A 17,122-nucleotide genomic window follows, 5' to 3' on the forward strand; every position below is an offset into this window, starting at 1 on the left:
TCGCGTCAAGCCTTCACTCGGCCGAGAATTTGACCGTCACGCCGCGCTGACGGAAATAGGCCTGCATCAGCTTCCTGCCGGACCGGTTGTTCTGCACGAGCCTGGCGGGGTCGAAGACGGCCTCTTTCAGACCCGCGCGCGCCAAGGCTGCCTTGAGAGCGGCGATATGCAGGTCGATATCCTCATTATCGGCCCGCAGTGACTCGTAAATGCGGTTCGTCGCATCTTCTACCGTCGGTTCGCTCACCGTTACTCTCCCTTTGTTTTCTGGCGCTTGCCGCCCATCTCGGCCCGATCCTATTAAGGCGAAAAATGCCTTCGTCAATCTGAGACCTGGCTGGAAAGCTGCGTTCGCCTCAAGAAGGCGGCACGCAAAGATGAAGGCGGGGTCATCTCCACGCGGCCTGCCCTCGCCCAACGAGGGCGATGCGCTGGCGCTGACATCAGCGCAGCCGGTGGCAAAGAAGCTGTGTCACCGGGCGGGACCGGGGTGAAGGCGGCGGTGGATTATGACCCGTATGCGTAGCGTGGGGGAATGGCGGATTTGGTGTGCGTTTGCGCGTGTGGCCCCCTCACCCTAACCCTGACCGGGGTCGAAACCCGTGGCGGGGTGATCATTGAGCTTCGGTCATCTTTCAGGGTTCTCCAACCGTGCGCGCAAAGTCGCGTTCTCGGTTTCCAACCGCTGCAGTTGTTCACGGAGAGGAGCGACAGCTTGTTCAACCTGCTATTCGTTGCAGCGCGGGATGATGTGCTGTGGGCAATTGGATAAGGCATGCCTGTTCTCCTTGCCCAGGCAGGCTCGCATCGTTGTCTCACGGTGCGAGCCCGGATCTATCTTTGGATAGCCGAAATCAGTGCTTGGCATTTATATCCTTGAGATCACCGAGAGCAGACATCAGTCCTGCAAGGCCCAGTCTGCGACCTGCCAACGCATCTCCCCACGATCGGCGACGACACGGCCGAGCCCAGGGAACGGCATGTGCGTGGCAGCGATGAGTGCGCCCTCCGACGCGGCGCGCGGAAAGAAGCGATCACGCATGGCTTTCGCAGCGGCACGGTCCTGCTCAAACAGGAAGAACACGTCGGTCGCGGCCGGATGGACGACCGGAAAGACCATATCCGAAACCATGATCATGCTCTTGCCGCCATCTTCGACCCGCACGCCGATATGGCCGGGTGTGTGGCCGGTCAGGTCGACGATCGAAACACCGCGCATGATCTCGCGCTCTCCGTCGATCGCTTGGAGCCTCGGATATAGCCGCACGACCTCCTCCGCCATCTTGAAGCTCGCCTGCAGGTAATCAGGCGCGCCGTTGCGCTTGGCCGGATCGGTCCAGTGAGTGATGTCGCGACGATCGATATAAAGCTCGGCTCCGGGGTAGTTGTTCTTGCCTCCCAGAACCAGCCCGCCCATGTGGTCCTGGTGCATATGCGTCACGATGACCGCGTCGATCTTGTCGGGCTGCAGACCGAGCGCGGCGAGTGCCTGTGGTAACTGTCCGGTCTGCCCGATCGAACCTGCCGCACCGGCGTCGATCAGGATGCGGCGCTCACCATCCTCGACGAGATATTGGTTGAAGAGAAACCGAACCCCACTCGGCCGGGCCGTAAACTGTGCGCTTGCCGCCCTCTCGACCTCGGACGCTGAGCGCCCCGGAAAGTAGTCATAGGGCATATCGGCATACCCGTCCGTCAGTGCCGTCACGGTGAACCGACCGATGCGAATCTGTGCGAACGGGTTCACCGCAACAGGCGCGTTGGCAGCTTCCTGCGTCGCCGCACGGGCGGCGGTGTCGCCGAGCAGGCCTCCACCGAGGAGGTTTCCCCCGATGAGGCCGAGAGGCAGGGCGCCGGCAAAGGCGCGACGTGAAAGTTGAGGCATGACATCTTTCTCCGGGATCAGTAGCACGATGGGAGCTACGTCGAGCCCCTTGACGACGCGAATGCTATGACATCCAAAGACAACGGGGTATCTTTGCAATGTGGAAACATTCTTCTCATTTTATGGAAGGCTTCGATGGATCGTCTTGATGCGATGGCGGTGCTATTGGCGGTGGTCGACGCCGGCAGTCTTTCTGCCGGGGCACGGCGGCTGAATACGCCGCTTGCCACGGTCAGCCGCAAAGTGGCCGATCTTGAACAGCATCTCGGCGTCTGCTTGGTCGTGCGCACCCGCCGCGGCCTCGCCTTGACTGAGGAGGGGCGCGCCTTCGTCGCCGCGTCACGTCGTATTCTCGAGGACCTGGACGCGGCGGAGCGGCAGGCCAGCCGCGATTATGGAGCGCTGCGTGGCGGGCTGCACGTGACCGCGCCGATTGCCTTCGGCGAGCGCCATCTGCTGCCAATTGCGCTCGAATTCCTCAAGGAGCAACCCGATATCAACCTGCGGCTGACCCTGAGTGATCGGCAGCTAAGCCTGGCGGATGAGCAAGTCGATGTAGCCCTACGGATCGGGCACCTGCCGGACAGCGCCATTATCGCAACACGGGTTGGTGTCGTCAGACGGGTGATCTGCGCGAGCCCCGACTATCTCGCCCGCCGAGGAGTGCCGCGTCAGCCGCAAGACCTCGCCCCGCATGATGGCATAAGCTTCCAGGGCTTCGCGACCGCCCCGGAATGGCGATACCGCCGGGACGGCGCGGCGTTCGCCGTCGAGCCGCGCCTCAAACTCGCAGTCAACACGACAGAGGCTGCCATTCAGGCTGCGCTGGCCGGGATCGGCATTATTCGCGTGCTTTCTTACCAGATCAACGAACATTTGCGCTCTGGGGCTCTGCAGGAATTGTTGGGGGAGTTCGCACCGGAGCCGCTGCCCGTCAATGTTATTCACGGACCAGCCGATCCGCCGTCGCTGAAGGTGCGATGCTTCCTTGACTGGATCGGCCCACGCCTGCGCGCGCGGATGGCATCCTAGCGTTCCGCCTATCAGAGGCGCCTCCGTTGATGGCTGTCGGGCTCACTGGTCGTCGATCGTCCTGCATGACGACGCGCTGGCGCTGGACTGTGCGCAAGCTATGTCACCGGGTGATGTCTATGGGCAGATGGGCGGTACCGGGAGAGGATTAGACCAGCGGCCGCAGCAGGCTAATCACAATACACGGCGCCGATTTTATCCACAGGTTTATTTCTGGATTCCAGGCGTAAAAAATCCCGCAGAAGCTGGATTTTTTGCAGCGAACAGCCAAACTAATCCAACTGGTCGAATTGCTGCGCTTCGTGCCCGGGCGTCTAATTGTGATGTCGCGGTGGAGGGCACAGATGAGACAAGCACCGGGGCTGGGGCTCGTCTTGGTGCTGGGTGGCGAGCCCCAATATCTTCGCCAGTGATCTGATAAACTGCGTTAGAAAAAAGACTGCCTCGGGGGACGCTAAAGGATGAACTCCATCTTCAGAAGGTCCGCCAATGCCGCCATTGCTCGATGCCGACGACCCAAACAGCCTTGATATTGTCTGCGATGTCATCCTGGTAGACTGGTATAACGCAGGCGTAGACACCTTCGATATCAGAGACTTCCGGGAGGAAATGGAGCTGCACTATCAAGAGGTGGGCAGGCCCGTCCCTGCAGAGATTGCCGATCCCCAAAAACTCGTTCCAACCCTGCGGCTGCTGCAGGCGCGCATGCACATCGTCAAGCCGACGCGGATTACCGGTATCGAGTGGCAATTCCTGCGAAATGGTAACGGTAACGGGGATTGAAGGTGCAAGGGCGTCATACCCGTCGTGACGGCATCAAACCCTGCCCCGAAACCCGACGAAAACGGTGCGACAGCGCCCTACCCTGAGACCTCGCCTACCCCGGCGAGCCGTCAGGCCCTCCGGCGGCTCTTTGAACCAGGCGGGCGACCACTTCAGTGCGGTTCTGCGCCTGCAGCTTGCGCATGATATGTTGCAGATGCATCTTCACCGTATGCCCCGACAGATTGAGTTTTCCGGCAATCACCTTGTTCGAGCAGCCGCTCTGCAACGCTGCCAGCACATCCGCTTCCCGCGGCGTGAATTCGGCGATCGCCAGGTATTGCGTCCTGTCGTCAAGGCGTTTTTCGGCCTCGCTTCTCGCCGGAACATGCTCGTTCGCGCCGTTTGTCACCGCGCCCAACAGCTGCGGGAAGAATGTTCCTCCTGCCAGAACGAGACGAAGACCGGCAAGCGCGATGTCGATGGGAACAGATGTCGAGAAAAAGCCGCGGATACCCATCTTGAGTGCCTGACGGGCTATATCGACGTCGTCGGTTCCTGAGAGCAACGTGATAGGTGCCTCGGGAAACCGTGCAGCAATTGCCGCGAGATCATCTCGCAGGCTGGGGCTCTCGACACTTCTGCCGGCCAGATCCAGTGCGATCAAACGCACCTCGGCTCCAAGAGCGCGATCGAGGCTCTCGGTCGAGATCAGGTCGATAAAGTTCCACCCCGCGAGCTCATGCTGAAGAAGCTTCACGACGGTGGTGCGAGCCAGTGTAGAATGCTCAATTATGATCACAGTTGGTGCATTGCGCCCCATACGGCGCTTAGATTTAGCACTGTCGGACACTTGCGTGCTCCCCACAAGATTTGCAACCCAACAGCTGTTCACATTATTCCTGTTCTCGCTTCATGTCATGAGAAAAAAAGAGTGTATTGCCAGCCTCAATAGTCTGATCTCTCATGATAATTCTTATAGTCTATAAGATTCAGGTGAGAGACAACTGGGCCTGTAGAGCACTTAGGAAAGCGTATCTGCGAGGACTTGCCGGTTCGACTTGTCGCTGCAGACTGTCCAGTCTTCGCCGAATTCACGTATGGAAAGCGCCTCAACAAAGCTTTCAAAGGCACTGAAAAGGCGAGCGATCTGCTTCAGATCCATTGGGGAATGAGACGTTGGATGGAACGCCCTGGCGATCCGTTCGGTTTTCTTCCCACATCTCATGTCAAAGCAGCCGCTGACCTCGACGCCGAAACGTCCAGAGCGAAAAGCAAAAACAAGCCCGAGATGCCTGGTAACCCTTTATGATTACTGAATAACTGGGGGCCATTGACGCACCAGGACGCATTAATACCAGCTGGCCTCGTTTTCACTCAGGCAACACTGCGCCGGCACCGACAGATGTCGGCCTCTTCTATGACAATGCGGATAAGGTCATGGTGGAATGTTCGGTATCTCGATGAGCCGGCCGTGCCATGTCGGCCCAAACGACGAAAGCCGGGGGCTGAACGGGCATCTCGCCGCGAGGCTAGAGCTGCACACCCGTCAACAGCATACGTTTTAATGAAATTTGTGAAGGACAATCACGCGCTCACCGTCGCGGCCGGTCCACTCGGATGCACTGTAGAAGAAGCAGCTTGGGTAATCTTCCAAGTAAGGCTTCTCTGACACATGCAAGTTTGAGCGGATCGACTTCCAAAATTCAAAACGTTCATTCAGCGGTATCCAGCGCAGCGGCCTGCCGACGTTAACTTCTAGGAATCTGATAGGAGCTTCTCGAAGCAGGTCGCGGATATCCTCTTCAGTGACGTCCTCCCTCACGCACTGACCGAACTCTCCTTTGTCATCCCACAACTTGGTAAGCGGCCCGCCCACATACTTGCGTTCTACATTTATCATCTCATTCCTGCGATTCCGGCTTCACCGTGTGCCACCTTGTCACTGCAGCGCAACCTCACCCGAAAATGTCCGCGAAGAAAAGGCCTACGACACTCTGTCAACAGAACCTAGAGTTCCATGTTGGAGGAAAAATGGAAATGCCCTAGCTGTGCAGGAAGCCCATGATATCGTCGACGAGAGCCGAATGGGCGTCCGTGAGGTTGCCCACTCCGCCGTGTCCCCCGATGCCTGCCATCTGGAGCGCGTGCTGATCATAGAGAACATGATCGATCTGCTGGGCGTCTGCCGTCCCGCCGGCGGGAACGGCGATGTTGATGGGATGGAAATAGGCGAAATTGGCGTCGACCATGCTGCCGGTCGACGATCCGACCCCGCCACCGCCACCCGCATGGCCGCCGGTAAAAATCGTGTCCGACGACAGGTTGAAGCCACCGCCATTGCCGCCGATGCCGGCGATCTGCACAGCGCCCTGATCGAAAATGACGTTGTTGGTCTGATGCGCCGTTGCCGAGCCGCCTGCGGCGCCGATGGCAATGTTGATCGGCGAGAAGATGGCGATACTCACGTCGACGATGCTGCCGACGAAATATCCATTGCCGCCATGGCCCGCATAAAAGTCGCCGGTCAATGTCAGCGATGTTCCCGGGCTCAGCGCGTCGTGGCCCGCGACATTGTGGTCTCCGCCCGAGCCGCCCATGCCGCCGATCTGGGTTGCGCCCTGCAGGAACAGCGCGTTGTTCGATTGGTCGGCGTGAGCCACGGAACCAGAGCCTGCAGCCACGGCGGCATTCACGGGGACAAACAGCGCGGTTTCGGTGCTGACGAGGCCACCGTAGAAGACCCCATTGCCGCCGCTGCCGGCATGACTGCCGCCGTCGCCGCCGCCGATAGCAACATTGCCGCTTCCGCCATTCCCGCCGATGCCGGCCATTTCGGTGGCATGCTGATTGATGAGCGCATTGTTGCCCTGAACGGCATCGACAGAAGAATGAGGTCCCGCAATCGCGGCATTGGACGGCATGAAGACAGCCAATGCGTTGCTGCTGATCACGCCCTCGCTGATCCCGTTACCGCCGCTGCCGGCTGACGTATAACTCGGACCGGAAGCGACATCCAACGGAAGCCAGGTCGGCACCAGCGCCAGATGCCCCGCGGCCACATTGGAGGCGGGGTTCTGATCGGTGCCTGTCTTGGGCACGTCTTCCGACAAGGGACGATTTTCCGTCATTACCGTCTCCGTTCCGCGGCCAACCACGCGTCCATCAAGCGTGCAGTCTGAATTATCCAGGCCCTGAATTATCGGAGACATTGTGCCTCTGAACGTCGCAAAAGCGGAGCCTGCAATTCGTCTACATCCCCTCGGCTAGGACCGTAGCCATTTGGCCGTCATGGCCGCAGCCTCCCCCTGTCCGGGTTCGACAGCACCAGATCCGCCTCCGCACGAGAGGTCTTGCAGCTTGCATCCCCTTTCTTCGCGGCGGGACATGAACGTTTTTTGGCCGGCATCGGATTATCAGGCACCAATCTAAAGCAACGCCACGTCGTCTCGAAGTATACACCCAAAGGAACGTCACCGAATATCTAGATAGTTAGAGGTTTAAATCGAAGGCAATATTCGCTCGCGGTTGTATTGGCTGGCGGTGACATCGAATACCCACGCCGTAAGGGGGACGCCGTAAAAGATTCACGGACGAAACGAAGTAGAAGGAGTGACATCAATGCCTATTCCACAAATGTCTGACACGATCTATCTCAACAACCCGGATGCGGGTGACGCCAATGCCGGCAACGGCGGTGATGGCAACAACCACGGCAACATCAACTACAATCCGGTTGCCTATGTGGACCCCTCACAAACGGTCTACGGGGCAGAGACCCATCTGCACAATGGCGATCACGTCTGGCAGACGGCAGGTTGGGACGCCGGCGGTGGCGGACCCGGCGGCTTCAGCCAGGCCCAGAACGGCTTCCTGGCATCGCTCACCAGCGGCGCCGGAGGCGCCGGAGGAGAAGCACACTCCAACGGCGATCAAGGCAATACGAGTGGCGGCGACACGGCTACGGTGAATGCGGCGACGACCGCGACACAATATACGCAGCTCGTGGCTGACCAGCATGCCACCATCCTGGCAGGCGTCGGCGGCAACGGCGGCAACGGAAACAACGCTCTGGGCGGCGATATCGCATCGGCTCTGGTTCACACCGATCCCGAAACGACGACGGTGAACAATTCACTCGATCATTTCATCAACGCCTTCGGCCATATCGACGTCAGCCATCTCGGCTCATGACCTCAGACCCCGAGGGTCGCCGGCTCCGGCTGGCGACCCTTCTATATTGCCGAACCAGCAGGCAGCCCCTCCTTGTCAGTATCAAATGCAGCGAGATCTGATAATGGCAACGATCTCTACAAAGCTATCGCGCCCGCAGACACACCTCGTTGTTGCGCTCCGAGCCTGTGCCGGAGCCTTCGGCCTGGTCTTCCTTTACAGCTGCGGCTACAATCTCTTTCTTCTGGCGCCTTCCGTCTATCTCCTGCAGATCTATGACAGGGTCCTGTCCAGCCGAAGCGTCGACACGCTGCTGATGCTGACCTTGATCATCGCCGTCGCCGTGCTGGTCGGGTCCATGCTGGATATCGTGCGCAGGGCGGCTCTCTCGCGCATCGGCAGCTGGCTGGACCACAGGCTGCGGCCGATGGTGCTGACCGCATCGTTCGAATATGCCACTCTTGCCGATACGGGAGCCGCCACGGAATGCTACCGGGATCTCGCCGCGCTGCGCCAGTTCCTCGATTCACCGGCCAGCTCGCTGTTCTTCGACGTTCCCTGGGCGCCGCTGTTCCTGCTCCTGCTCTTTCTCGTTCATCCGCTGCTTGGGACCATCGGGCTTCTGAGCGCATGTGCGCTTCTGCTGTTTGCGTTCCTGACGGAACTGGCGACGCGGGAGCCGCTCGGCCAGGCCAATCTTGCCCTTTCGAGAAGCTATCTCAGATTTTCGACCGCCCTCAAGAACCTCGAGGTCATCAGGGCAATGGGCATGCAGGATGGCGCGGCGCAGATCGTCTATCGCGATGCGGAAATGGCAAGACGGTCACAGGACATCGCGATGCATCGCACGGAGATCATTCTCGGTTTCTCCAAATCGGTCCGCACGCTCGCGCAGATCCTCATGATGGGATCGGCGACATGGCTGGTGCTCGAAAACAACGGCAGCCCCGGAATCATCTTCGTCGCCAGCCTGCTGCTCGGGCGCGGGCTCGCCCCGATCGAGGGCGCGATCGGGGCATGGCGCGCCTTTACCTATGCGCGCCATGCCTTCAATCGCCTGAACAATATGCTGATATCGGTTGCATCGGGATCCGACCCCCGCATGGTGCCGGTGCCGGAACCCGGCGGCCTCGTTCTCGACAATGTCAGCTATATCAGGCCATCAGCCAATGAGCCGATATTGACCGGCATCACCTTGCGCCTGGCGCCTGGCGATTGCGTCGCGCTCATCGGCCCCTCAGGATCGGGAAAATCGACGCTCGGTCGCGTCATGGCAGGCGTCGTGCCGGCAACGAGCGGATGCGCCCTTCTCGGCGGGGTCGATATCTCGGCGCTGCGCCTCTGCGGCGGGACCCGCCATGTCGGCTACCTGCCGCAGGACATCGAACTCTTCGGCGGCGCAATCAAGGATGTGATCGGCCGGCTGGACGGGGGAGATCCCGGCAAGGCGATCGAGGCCGCAAAGCTGGTCGGATTGCACGAAGCAATCATGCGCCTGCCCCGCGGCTACGAGACCGATATCGGCGAAGGCGGAAACCTGCTCCTGCGCGCCCAGCGCCAGCAGCTCGGACTGGCGCGCGCAGCCTATGGAAATCCGTCCCTGATCGTTCTCGACGATCCGAATTCGAGCCTGGATTATGACGGCGAACGCATGCTGTTCCATGCGATCGAGCGCATGAAATCCCGCGGGATGACCGTCGTCATCATAACGCACCGGATGGGCATCCTGCCGGTCACCAACAAGATCGCCATCATACGCAACGGGACGGTGGCTGCCTTCGGCGACAGCGAGCGGATCTATGAAACCTATCTTCAACCGCCGTCTCGAACAGGAACATAGGGAGGGACGCCGACATGACCCTTGTTCAACTGGAGGCAAAGCCGGCGAGATTTTCAAACTGGTCAAGGGCGTGCCGGCAGTTCGCGCAACGATCGGCAGCGGCAGCCAGGCGGCGGACGAATTTTTCGCCTGTCATCGAACAGAACCAGCGCGGCATCGCTTCCCCTTCCCCCATGCCGGGGCTCAGAGGCGTCGTCTGGACGGGTAACCTGTTGATCCTCGTCTTCATCGTCGGATTGGGCGGCTGGTCGGTTCTGGCGCCGCTGAAAAGCGCTGCGATCGCATCCGGTGTCATCGAGCCGGAAACCAGCCGCAAGACCATCCAGCACCTGGAGGGCGGCATTATCAGGCGGATCCTCGTCAAGAACGGCGACAGGGTCATGGGCGGACAGATCGTGATCGAACTCGACGACACGAAGTTCCGCGCCGAGCGCGACAGCATTCAAGGGCAGCTTTGGGACGCCGAAGGAAGCCGCGCCCGCCTGTTTGCGGAGCAGACGGGCGGCGACCGTGTCGTCTATCCGCAAGACCTCAGGGCCGCCATGGACAGATATCCTTCGGTCGGCGCGATCCTGACCGGGCAGCAGAAAATCTTCGAGGCCCGTCGCCGGGTCATGCAGGCCGAAATCCAGATCGCCAATGAAAAGATCGCGCAGGTGCGGCAGGAAATCATCGGACTGGGCGCGCAGAAGGCCGCACTCGCCGACAGGGCCGCGATCTCGAGCCAGGAACTGGATCAGGTGACGTCCCTCAACGCCAAGGGACTGGAAAAAAAGAGCAGGCTGCTCAACCTCCAGCGGGAAAAAGCAGATCTCGATGGCCAGCAGGGTCAGGTCGAGGCGCAGATATCCCGCGCCCATCAGGTGATCAGCGAGACACAGGCCGATCTCGCAAAGCTCGAGAGCGACCGGTTGAGCGAAGTCGCCCAGGGCATGCGCGATACGGAAAGCCGGATCTTGCAGCTGCGCGAGCGCCTGCGGGCGATCGACGACCAGCTCCTGAGGACCGATATCCGTGCCCCCGAGGATGGGACGATCATGAACCTGCGCATCCACACGGCCGGTGGCGTGGTCGGCGCGGGCGAACCGCTCGTCGATCTCCTGCCGCGCTCCGATCGCCTCATCGTGTCCGTCCACGTCAGGCCGGAAGACATGAATCTCGTCCGTGCGGGGCTCGAGGCCCAGGTTCATCTGCTTCCCTACAATCAGCGGCGCGTTCCGCTCCTGAAAGGTCGGGTCGAATATGTATCGGCCGACCGCCTCACCGATCCACAGACCGGCCAGCCCTATTTTGCCGCGACAATCCGCGTGACGGACGAGCGGCTGGCGAAAATGAGGGATGTCGAGCTGATCGCGGGCATGCCCGCACAGACACTGATCGAAACGGGCCAAAGCAGCGTGGCGCTCTATGCTGTCAGGCCATTGCTCGACAGTTTCAACAGAGCATTTCGCGAGGACTGAAGCGGTGATGGGCAAGAGAAAATTCGACGACGACCAGATTACGGGCATTCTCAGGGAGCACAAAGCCGGCGTGACGGTGGCCGATGTTTGCCACAGGTACGGCATCAGCGAGCCGACCTTCTATCGATGGCAATCCCTGCAGGTGCGAAATGTCGGGCTCGATGCCAAAAGGGTGAAAGCGCTGGAGGAAGAGAACCAGAAGCTCAAGAAGCTCCTGGCCGAAGCCATGTTCTCGGCGGCAACGCTGAGCGAGATGCTGGCGAAGACCTCGAAAGGAAGCTGACGTGGAGGTACCACCGGTCAAGGCTGTGGCGTTCATGGCAGCTTTGCGCCAACAGCGGTCATCGAACCAGTAAAGCACCTAATGCGCTGGAAGCAGACGAGCGGTGAAAAACCGTTCACCCTGCGGGCAACCGTTCCTCCTTGCGCGACAAAGCGTTCCGCCGGTTGGCACTACGAGAGGCAACCTGGCGCTCTCAGATATTGTCTGCCGAGACTATGGGATTCATCCCCGAGCTCGACAAATCCAACAATCGAACGAGGAACAGATGATCAATCTTGAGGGCAAACTCGCATTTGTCACAGGCGGCTCGCGCGGGATCGGAGCGGCAATCGCGCTCGCTCTGGCAGAGAACGGCGCCGATGTCGCATTCACATACCAGAACTCGGAGGAGAGAGCCAAAAATGTTACCGAATCCATCCAGCGCACGGGGCGACGTGCCTTTGCGATCCAAGCCGACAGCGCCGATCCGAAGGCCATTCAGCGGTCTGTGAATGAGGCGCTCGATAAGCTTGGTGGGCTCGATATTCTCGTCAACTCGGCTGCGGTCGGGATGAATGGCACGATCGCAGACCTCGATGTGGAAGCCTATCAGAAGATGATGGATATCAACGTCCGCGCACCTGTGCTGTTTGCAAAAGCGGCAATTCCGTATCTGAAGGCAGGTGGACGCATCATTTCCATCGGGTCGGGTCTCGGTGAACGTGTACCCTTCGCAGGCGTAACGGCCTACGCGATGTCCAAAGCGGCTCTCACCTCCTTCACGCGCGGCCTTTCGCGAGAGCTGGGGCCGAGTGCAATCACCGTCAACCTCGTGCAGCCTGGTTCGACCGACACGGACTCGAATCCGGCAAGCGGTCCCGCCGCCGAATTCCAGCGAGGCATGACATCCTTGGGACGCTTCGCCGAGGCCCGCGAAGTTGCGAACGCAGTTGTCTTTCTGGCCAGTCCCGCGGCGAGCATTATAACCGGCGCGATACTGACAGCGGATGGCGGTGCGATCGCCTGATCAGATACTCGCAAGCCGGAACGGAATGCGACCTTTCTCGCGAGTGCAGGACCATGCACAGATGGCGGCAAGGCCGCCGCCATCGCTGGCGACTTGCTTCGACAATGTGGTCGCCTCTCGGGCTCCTTTGCTTTAGCCTCAGCCCTTATCCAAATCTTGTGGCACTTGCTCCATGATGCCGCAAAAAAGGGGCACCTCGCGGCACCCCTTTTTCGCCCCCCCAAGAGCCGGCATCCCCTCCCCGGACCCCGGCCCTCCCCAAACAACCCTCTCCCCCCTCATCTCTGTGTTCCCGGCCAGCCCCGAGTTATCTCACAGAGATCAAGCGCCCGCCCTTTTGGCCGCGGTGACTCCTACGCAGTCACATATGAACCATCACCGCAGAGCCGACGCCTGAATTCCTGTGACTTCCTTTGCGCCAGCACGCGGGCACAGGAATGAGGGAGGAAAGGGAATGCGCCCGGCAGATGGTGGCGACAAGACACCGTCGCCGGGCGCATTTCGATACCGCCATTGAAGAAGGGCTTCGGTTCCTGAAGCCCTTCTTCCGGTTCAGGACGTCGGATCAGCCGCGGTTGTGTCCGCCCTTATCGGAAGTGCCATTGTCGGAATTGCCCTTATCCGAGTTCCCCTTATCCGAGTTCCCCTTATCCGAGTTGCCCTTGTCGGAGCCGTTGTCCGAGCCGCTGCTGCCACCCTTGTCAGAGCCATTATCGCTGCCCTTGTCGGAGCCGCCGCTGCCGTCCTTGTCACCTCGGTCGGAGCCGTCCTTGTCACCTCGGTCGGAGCCGCCCTTGTCGCCCCGGTCGGAGCCACCCTTGTCGCCCCGGTCGGAGCCGCCCTTGTCACCCCGGTCGGAGCCGCCCTTGTCACCCCGGTCGGAGCCGCCCTTGTCGCCCCGGTCGGAGCCACCCTTGTCGCCCCGGTCGGAGCCACCCTTGTCGCCCCGGTCGGAGCCGCCCTTGTCGCCCCGGTCGGAGCCGCCCTTGTCACCTCGGTCGGAGCCGCCCTTGTCGCCCCGGTCGGAGCCACCCTTGTCACCCCGGTCGGAGCCGCCCTTGTCACCTCGGCCCTTGTCGCCGCGATCACCGTGATCCTTGTCACCACGATCACCACGATCCTTATCGCCACGATCCTTATCGCCATGGTCCTTATCGCCATGGTGGTCACGATCCTTGCCGCCATGGTGGTCACGATCCTTGCCGCCGTGGTGATCACGGTCCTTGCCGCCGTGATGGTCACGGTCCTTGCCGCCGTGATGGTCACGGTCCTTGCCGCCGTGGTGGCCACCATGATGACCACCGTGATGATCGCCGGGGCCATCGCCGTCACCATCGCCGGAGCCGCCAGTGTTGCCGTCACCGCCGCCGTTGCCGTCGTTGCCGCCGCTGTTCTGATCGCCGGAAGGATTCTGGTTCGACGCCTGTTTGCCAGAGCCGGTGTTGCTGCCGGAATTGCTGCCGGAGCTGCCGCCGAAGCGGTTGCCGCTGCTGTCGTTATTGACCGTGCGGCTGTCATTGTCGGTACGGATGGATTTCGTCGGCAGGCACAGCCTGGCCTCGATCGAGCCTGGTGCAGCCGTGGCGCAGTTGACAACTGCCGGTGCGGCCATCGTGAGGCTGCTGCTTGCCAAGAGGTAAGCAACGGCGACGCTATACTTCGCTGCTTTGCGGATCATCTTTTTTCTCCCAAAGTTAACAAACCGTTAACTGAGGGGAATTCCTATATTAGCAAAAAGTTAATTCCAAGAATAAACTGTGGATACTGGCACAGGTTCTTAATGTATAGTTAATTACGCAAGTAATAATTTTTATTAAAGTTTTAGTATAAACTGTGTTACCTTCTCACATGAACAATAGAGGGGTGATTCATGCGACGGCTTGTTTGTCTTGTTTCCCTTATGTTCTTTCCCATGCAATTTCAGGTATTTGCCGGACAGCTGCTGCCGGTCGGCAGAAGCATCGGCGCGCCGGTGGGATTCGCGTCCGCCTGTGCCAGTTACCGCTGGCTTTGCCGTGGGACTCCCTCGCGAGCGACAGCCGAGCAGGCGGGCATGCCGCTTCTTCGCAAGGTCACCCGCACCGTGAACCTGCGCGTCCGCTCGACGGAGGACCGTTCCGCCGACGACTGGACCCTGCCCGTCGGCGGCCGGGGCGACTGCGAGGATTACGCTTTGCAGAAGATGAAGGACCTGATCGACGCCGGTTTTCCGGCAAATCGCCTGGCGCTCTCGGTGGTGATCGGCCTGCGTGACGAGAACCACGTCGTGCTGATTGCCCGCATGGACGACGGCGATTACGTGCTCGACAATCTCAACAACGCGGTGAAACCCTGGAGAGCCACGCCCTATACGTTTCTGGCGACGCAGGATTTCCGGGCGAAATCGACTTGGCGGGTGACGCTTGCCGGGCCGCGGGCGAACGAGTTTTCGTGACGGAAGATGGCGGGTGCGGTAGGCGCCCGAAGCCCCCTCCGGATCCGCCGCCACGAATTCCAGCGGCCGGAGACCGACGCAAACACCGCATCGCCACGCGGGTATTTCTCCATCGCCGCACCCTTCCTGCCCCCGCAACGAAGAACGCTCTCGCCTTCCGCATGCGACCCTATGGCACCACCTCCTATTTCGACGCCTTCAAGGCGACGATGGCTTACCGGCTGGATGATGTGGCTGACAGGATCACCTGCCCGATGCTGATTACCGAGCCCGCCAACGAGGCCTTCTGGCCCGGGCAATCGCAACAGCTCTACACGATGCTGACGGGGCCGAAGACAATGGCGGCTTTTGCGGCATCCGACGGGGCCGATCTGCATTGCGAGCCGGGCGGATACGGGTTGAGGGATTTGCGGGTCTTCAACTGGCTGGACGAGGTTTTGGGGTGAGAACCGGGGTCTTTCGACCGATAGAGCCTCAAAACGACATCACCACCCGGAACACCTGGCCACCCAGCGGCGTTTCCCCATCTCGACCACCGGAGGAGGGTTTCCCATGAGCATTTTCGACCGCATCAAGCACGCTATTTTCGGCGAGGCACAAGCCACCGAGGCCGCAGCGCCCGCCGCCCCTGCCAACTCGGCGCCCACCGCTCCCGCCAGCGCGGCACCCACGGCAAGCGCACCGGCTTCGGCCGCGCCCGCCGCCCCCTCGCCGGCGCCGACCACCAATCCCTCACCTGCCCCGGCCAGGACGCAGCCTGTCGATATCGAGCAGATGCTGAACGCAGCCGTGAAAAAATCCGGCCAGAAGCTCGACTGGCGCCATTCGATCGTCGATCTCATGAAGGCGCTTGGAATGGATGCGAGCATGGCGGAGCGCAAGGAGCTGGCCGGCGAACTCGGCTACACCGGCGATACCGGTGACAGCGCGAAAATGAACATCTTCCTGCACAAGGCGCTGATGAAGAAACTGTCGGAAAACGGCGGCAAGGTGCCGGCCGATCTCCTGGACTGAGTGCGAGCCGGATGGAGCGGCAGATGGCGCCGACGCTCAAGCACGCGCCATCAGCTTCAAATCTGCGCGGCCCTTCGCAGGCTATCGTCTCCAAGATTTTACGACGCAGATATTGTCATCGACAGGCGCCGGCGCAGAGCCTACATTAGCGTCAGGTATTACCTTTGACCAAGGAGGCCCGTGTGGCATCGCCGACCTCGCTCAAGCTCGATGATGAACTGAAGGGCCGCGTCCAGCATCTGGCCGAGCTTCGCCGTCGCTCGTCCCACTGGATCATGCGGGAAGCCATTGCACAATATGTGGCGCGCGAGGAAAAGCGCGAGGCGTTGCGACAGCAGACGCTGGACGCCTGGGACGAATTTCAGGCGACCGGACTGCATGTCACAGGTGACGAAGTCGAGACATGGCTTTCCACCTGGGGAACTGACGACGAGCTGCCCGCACCCGAATGCCACAAGTAGTCTTTTCGCCGGCAGCGATCCGCGACCTTCAACGGCTACGGGATTTGCTGACGCCGAAAAACCCCTCGGCAGCAAGGCGAGCGGGGGAAACGATCCTCGCAGGTGTCAGAACGCTCTGCCTGCATCCGCATATGGGCCGCCTGATCGAGGACCTGCCCGAGCAATACCGCGAATGGCTCATCGATTTCGGAGACAGCGGATATGTGGCCCGCTACCGCTTCGATCAGAACACGGTCACGATCCTTGCGGTGCGGCACCAGAAGGAAGCAATGTTCTGATACGGTTGCCGTGAAGAAGTTCGGCACGCTTGGCGACCGGTATTGATCTACATCAGCCCGTAGGCCGCGCGCGCCGTCAGGCAGGCTTCGTCGCCGGGAAGGCAGGCGCGACAGACATCCGGCCTGATATCATAGACCATGCACGAGACATATGAGCCGACCGTGCCCGAGAGCGCAGAGCAGCGCTCTCCATCGCAACGCATGCCCGTCTGATCCGCCCAAACGAAATGCGCCGGCAGCAGATCCAGGTCGGCGTCGCTCTCGGTGGTGAACCTCGGCCATTCGCTCGAATAGGAACAGCACGCGCCGCAGGCCTGACAGTCTAGCTCTGTTGATAGGGTCATGGCTGGCTCTTAACACTTTCCCTGCCGGGGATGCAAAACCATCCTTGCAGTGCCGGAGATTTCGCATCCGCCGCCCCAGCCGCGCCTGGGGAGCCGCGCGCGATCGTTGCCGCCAGCAAGGGCCAGCACGCCTACCATCTCCAAGTAGAG

Annotated in this window: 19 protein-coding genes and 1 pseudogene; 12 read left to right on the plus strand and 8 right to left on the minus strand. The window is 60.7% G+C overall.

Going from position 1 to position 17,122, the window contains the following annotated elements; translation table 11 throughout:
• Positions 1–13: 13 nt before the first annotated feature.
• The 3 genes and pseudogenes from ACK9YZ_RS11305 to ACK9YZ_RS11315 form a co-directional block, all read right to left on the minus strand.
• Positions 14–247 (minus strand): hypothetical protein, encoded by a 234-nt coding sequence (locus ACK9YZ_RS11305; RefSeq protein WP_216758671.1) that lies wholly within the window; start codon positions 245–247, stop codon positions 14–16.
• A gap of 381 nt (positions 248–628) precedes the next feature.
• A pseudogene (locus tag ACK9YZ_RS11310) lies at positions 629–766 on the minus strand (pyridoxamine 5-phosphate oxidase); the annotation flags it as partial.
• 132 nt (positions 767–898) lie between these two features.
• Positions 899–1,885: an MBL fold metallo-hydrolase gene (locus ACK9YZ_RS11315; RefSeq protein WP_416066661.1), complete on the minus strand. Its 987-nt coding sequence runs from the start codon at positions 1,883–1,885 to the stop codon at positions 899–901.
• A gap of 135 nt (positions 1,886–2,020) precedes the next feature.
• On the opposite strand from ACK9YZ_RS11315, the gene ACK9YZ_RS11320 reads away from it, so the two are divergent.
• Both ACK9YZ_RS11320 and ACK9YZ_RS11325 read left to right on the plus strand, forming a co-directional pair.
• Positions 2,021–2,917: a LysR family transcriptional regulator gene (locus tag ACK9YZ_RS11320; protein ID WP_416066662.1), complete on the plus strand. Its 897-nt coding sequence runs from the start codon at positions 2,021–2,023 to the stop codon at positions 2,915–2,917.
• Between the two features lie 489 nt (positions 2,918–3,406).
• Positions 3,407–3,700 (plus strand): hypothetical protein, encoded by a 294-nt coding sequence (locus ACK9YZ_RS11325; protein WP_216758674.1) that lies wholly within the window; start codon positions 3,407–3,409, stop codon positions 3,698–3,700.
• Positions 3,701–3,794: 94 nt separating this feature from the next.
• On the opposite strand, the gene ACK9YZ_RS11330 is transcribed toward ACK9YZ_RS11325, so the two are convergent.
• The 3 genes from ACK9YZ_RS11330 to ACK9YZ_RS11340 all read right to left on the minus strand — a co-directional run bounded on the left by ACK9YZ_RS11330 (position 3,795) and on the right by ACK9YZ_RS11340 (position 6,810).
• Complete coding sequence (locus ACK9YZ_RS11330) at positions 3,795–4,502, minus strand: LuxR C-terminal-related transcriptional regulator (RefSeq protein ID WP_416066663.1); 708 nt, start codon at positions 4,500–4,502, stop codon at positions 3,795–3,797.
• 741 nt (positions 4,503–5,243) lie between these two features.
• Complete coding sequence (locus ACK9YZ_RS11335) at positions 5,244–5,582, minus strand: hypothetical protein (protein ID WP_416066664.1); 339 nt, start codon at positions 5,580–5,582, stop codon at positions 5,244–5,246.
• A gap of 142 nt (positions 5,583–5,724) precedes the next feature.
• Complete coding sequence (locus ACK9YZ_RS11340) at positions 5,725–6,810, minus strand: hypothetical protein (protein WP_416066665.1); 1,086 nt, start codon at positions 6,808–6,810, stop codon at positions 5,725–5,727.
• 490 nt (positions 6,811–7,300) lie between these two features.
• Here ACK9YZ_RS11340 and ACK9YZ_RS11345 point away from each other — a divergent pair, with 490 nt between their 5' ends.
• The 5 genes from ACK9YZ_RS11345 to ACK9YZ_RS11365 all read left to right on the plus strand — a co-directional run bounded on the left by ACK9YZ_RS11345 (position 7,301) and on the right by ACK9YZ_RS11365 (position 12,441).
• Positions 7,301–7,873 (plus strand): PE-PGRS family protein, encoded by a 573-nt coding sequence (locus ACK9YZ_RS11345; protein WP_216758679.1) that lies wholly within the window; start codon positions 7,301–7,303, stop codon positions 7,871–7,873.
• A 103-nt stretch (positions 7,874–7,976) separates the two neighbouring features.
• Complete coding sequence (locus ACK9YZ_RS11350) at positions 7,977–9,692, plus strand: type I secretion system permease/ATPase (RefSeq protein WP_416066666.1); 1,716 nt, start codon at positions 7,977–7,979, stop codon at positions 9,690–9,692.
• Between the two features lie 14 nt (positions 9,693–9,706).
• Entirely contained in the window at positions 9,707–11,152 is a 1,446-nt protein-coding gene (locus tag ACK9YZ_RS11355; RefSeq protein ID WP_416066667.1) for an HlyD family type I secretion periplasmic adaptor subunit, read from the plus strand.
• A gap of 7 nt (positions 11,153–11,159) precedes the next feature.
• The gene (locus tag ACK9YZ_RS11360) at positions 11,160–11,435 is read left to right on the plus strand and encodes a transposase (RefSeq protein WP_216758682.1); all 276 of its coding nucleotides are present in this window, start codon (positions 11,160–11,162) and stop codon (positions 11,433–11,435) included.
• Positions 11,436–11,700: 265 nt separating this feature from the next.
• Positions 11,701–12,441 carry an SDR family NAD(P)-dependent oxidoreductase gene (locus ACK9YZ_RS11365; protein ID WP_216758683.1) on the plus strand — a complete coding sequence of 247 codons (741 nt, stop codon included), beginning with the start codon at positions 11,701–11,703 and terminating at the stop codon, positions 12,439–12,441.
• 565 nt (positions 12,442–13,006) lie between these two features.
• Here ACK9YZ_RS11365 and ACK9YZ_RS11370 read toward each other — a convergent pair.
• Positions 13,007–14,119, minus strand: a complete 1,113-nt coding sequence (locus ACK9YZ_RS11370) for a hypothetical protein (RefSeq protein ID WP_416066668.1) — start codon at positions 14,117–14,119, stop codon at positions 13,007–13,009.
• Positions 14,120–14,311: 192 nt separating this feature from the next.
• On the opposite strand from ACK9YZ_RS11370, the gene ACK9YZ_RS11375 reads away from it, so the two are divergent.
• From ACK9YZ_RS11375 to ACK9YZ_RS11395, 5 genes are all read left to right on the plus strand, one after another.
• A complete protein-coding gene (locus ACK9YZ_RS11375) occupies positions 14,312–14,875 on the plus strand; it encodes a transglutaminase-like cysteine peptidase (protein ID WP_416066669.1) in 564 nt (187 codons plus the stop codon).
• Between the two features lie 161 nt (positions 14,876–15,036).
• Complete coding sequence (locus ACK9YZ_RS11380; RefSeq protein WP_416066670.1) at positions 15,037–15,321, plus strand: hypothetical protein; 285 nt, start codon at positions 15,037–15,039, stop codon at positions 15,319–15,321.
• Between the two features lie 106 nt (positions 15,322–15,427).
• The gene (locus tag ACK9YZ_RS11385; protein ID WP_416066671.1) at positions 15,428–15,889 is read left to right on the plus strand and encodes a DUF3597 domain-containing protein; all 462 of its coding nucleotides are present in this window, start codon (positions 15,428–15,430) and stop codon (positions 15,887–15,889) included.
• Positions 15,890–16,071: 182 nt separating this feature from the next.
• On the plus strand, positions 16,072–16,350 hold the full coding sequence (locus ACK9YZ_RS11390; protein ID WP_216758687.1) for a CopG family ribbon-helix-helix protein: 279 nt from the start codon (positions 16,072–16,074) through the stop codon (positions 16,348–16,350).
• Positions 16,338–16,628, plus strand: coding sequence for a type II toxin-antitoxin system RelE/ParE family toxin (locus ACK9YZ_RS11395; RefSeq protein ID WP_216758688.1), 291 nt, complete (start codon positions 16,338–16,340; stop codon positions 16,626–16,628). The genes ACK9YZ_RS11390 and ACK9YZ_RS11395 overlap by 13 nt, the downstream gene beginning before the upstream one ends.
• Before the next feature lie 47 nt (positions 16,629–16,675).
• Here the strand turns inward: ACK9YZ_RS11395 and ACK9YZ_RS11400 are convergent, their stop codons facing one another.
• Positions 16,676–16,972 carry a YkgJ family cysteine cluster protein gene (locus ACK9YZ_RS11400; RefSeq protein ID WP_416066672.1) on the minus strand — a complete coding sequence of 99 codons (297 nt, stop codon included), beginning with the start codon at positions 16,970–16,972 and terminating at the stop codon, positions 16,676–16,678.
• Positions 16,973–17,122 lie beyond the last annotated feature (150 nt).

The organism is Rhizobium sp. ZK1, from assembly GCF_047782645.1.
Lineage (GTDB): Bacteria > Pseudomonadota > Alphaproteobacteria > Rhizobiales > Rhizobiaceae > Rhizobium.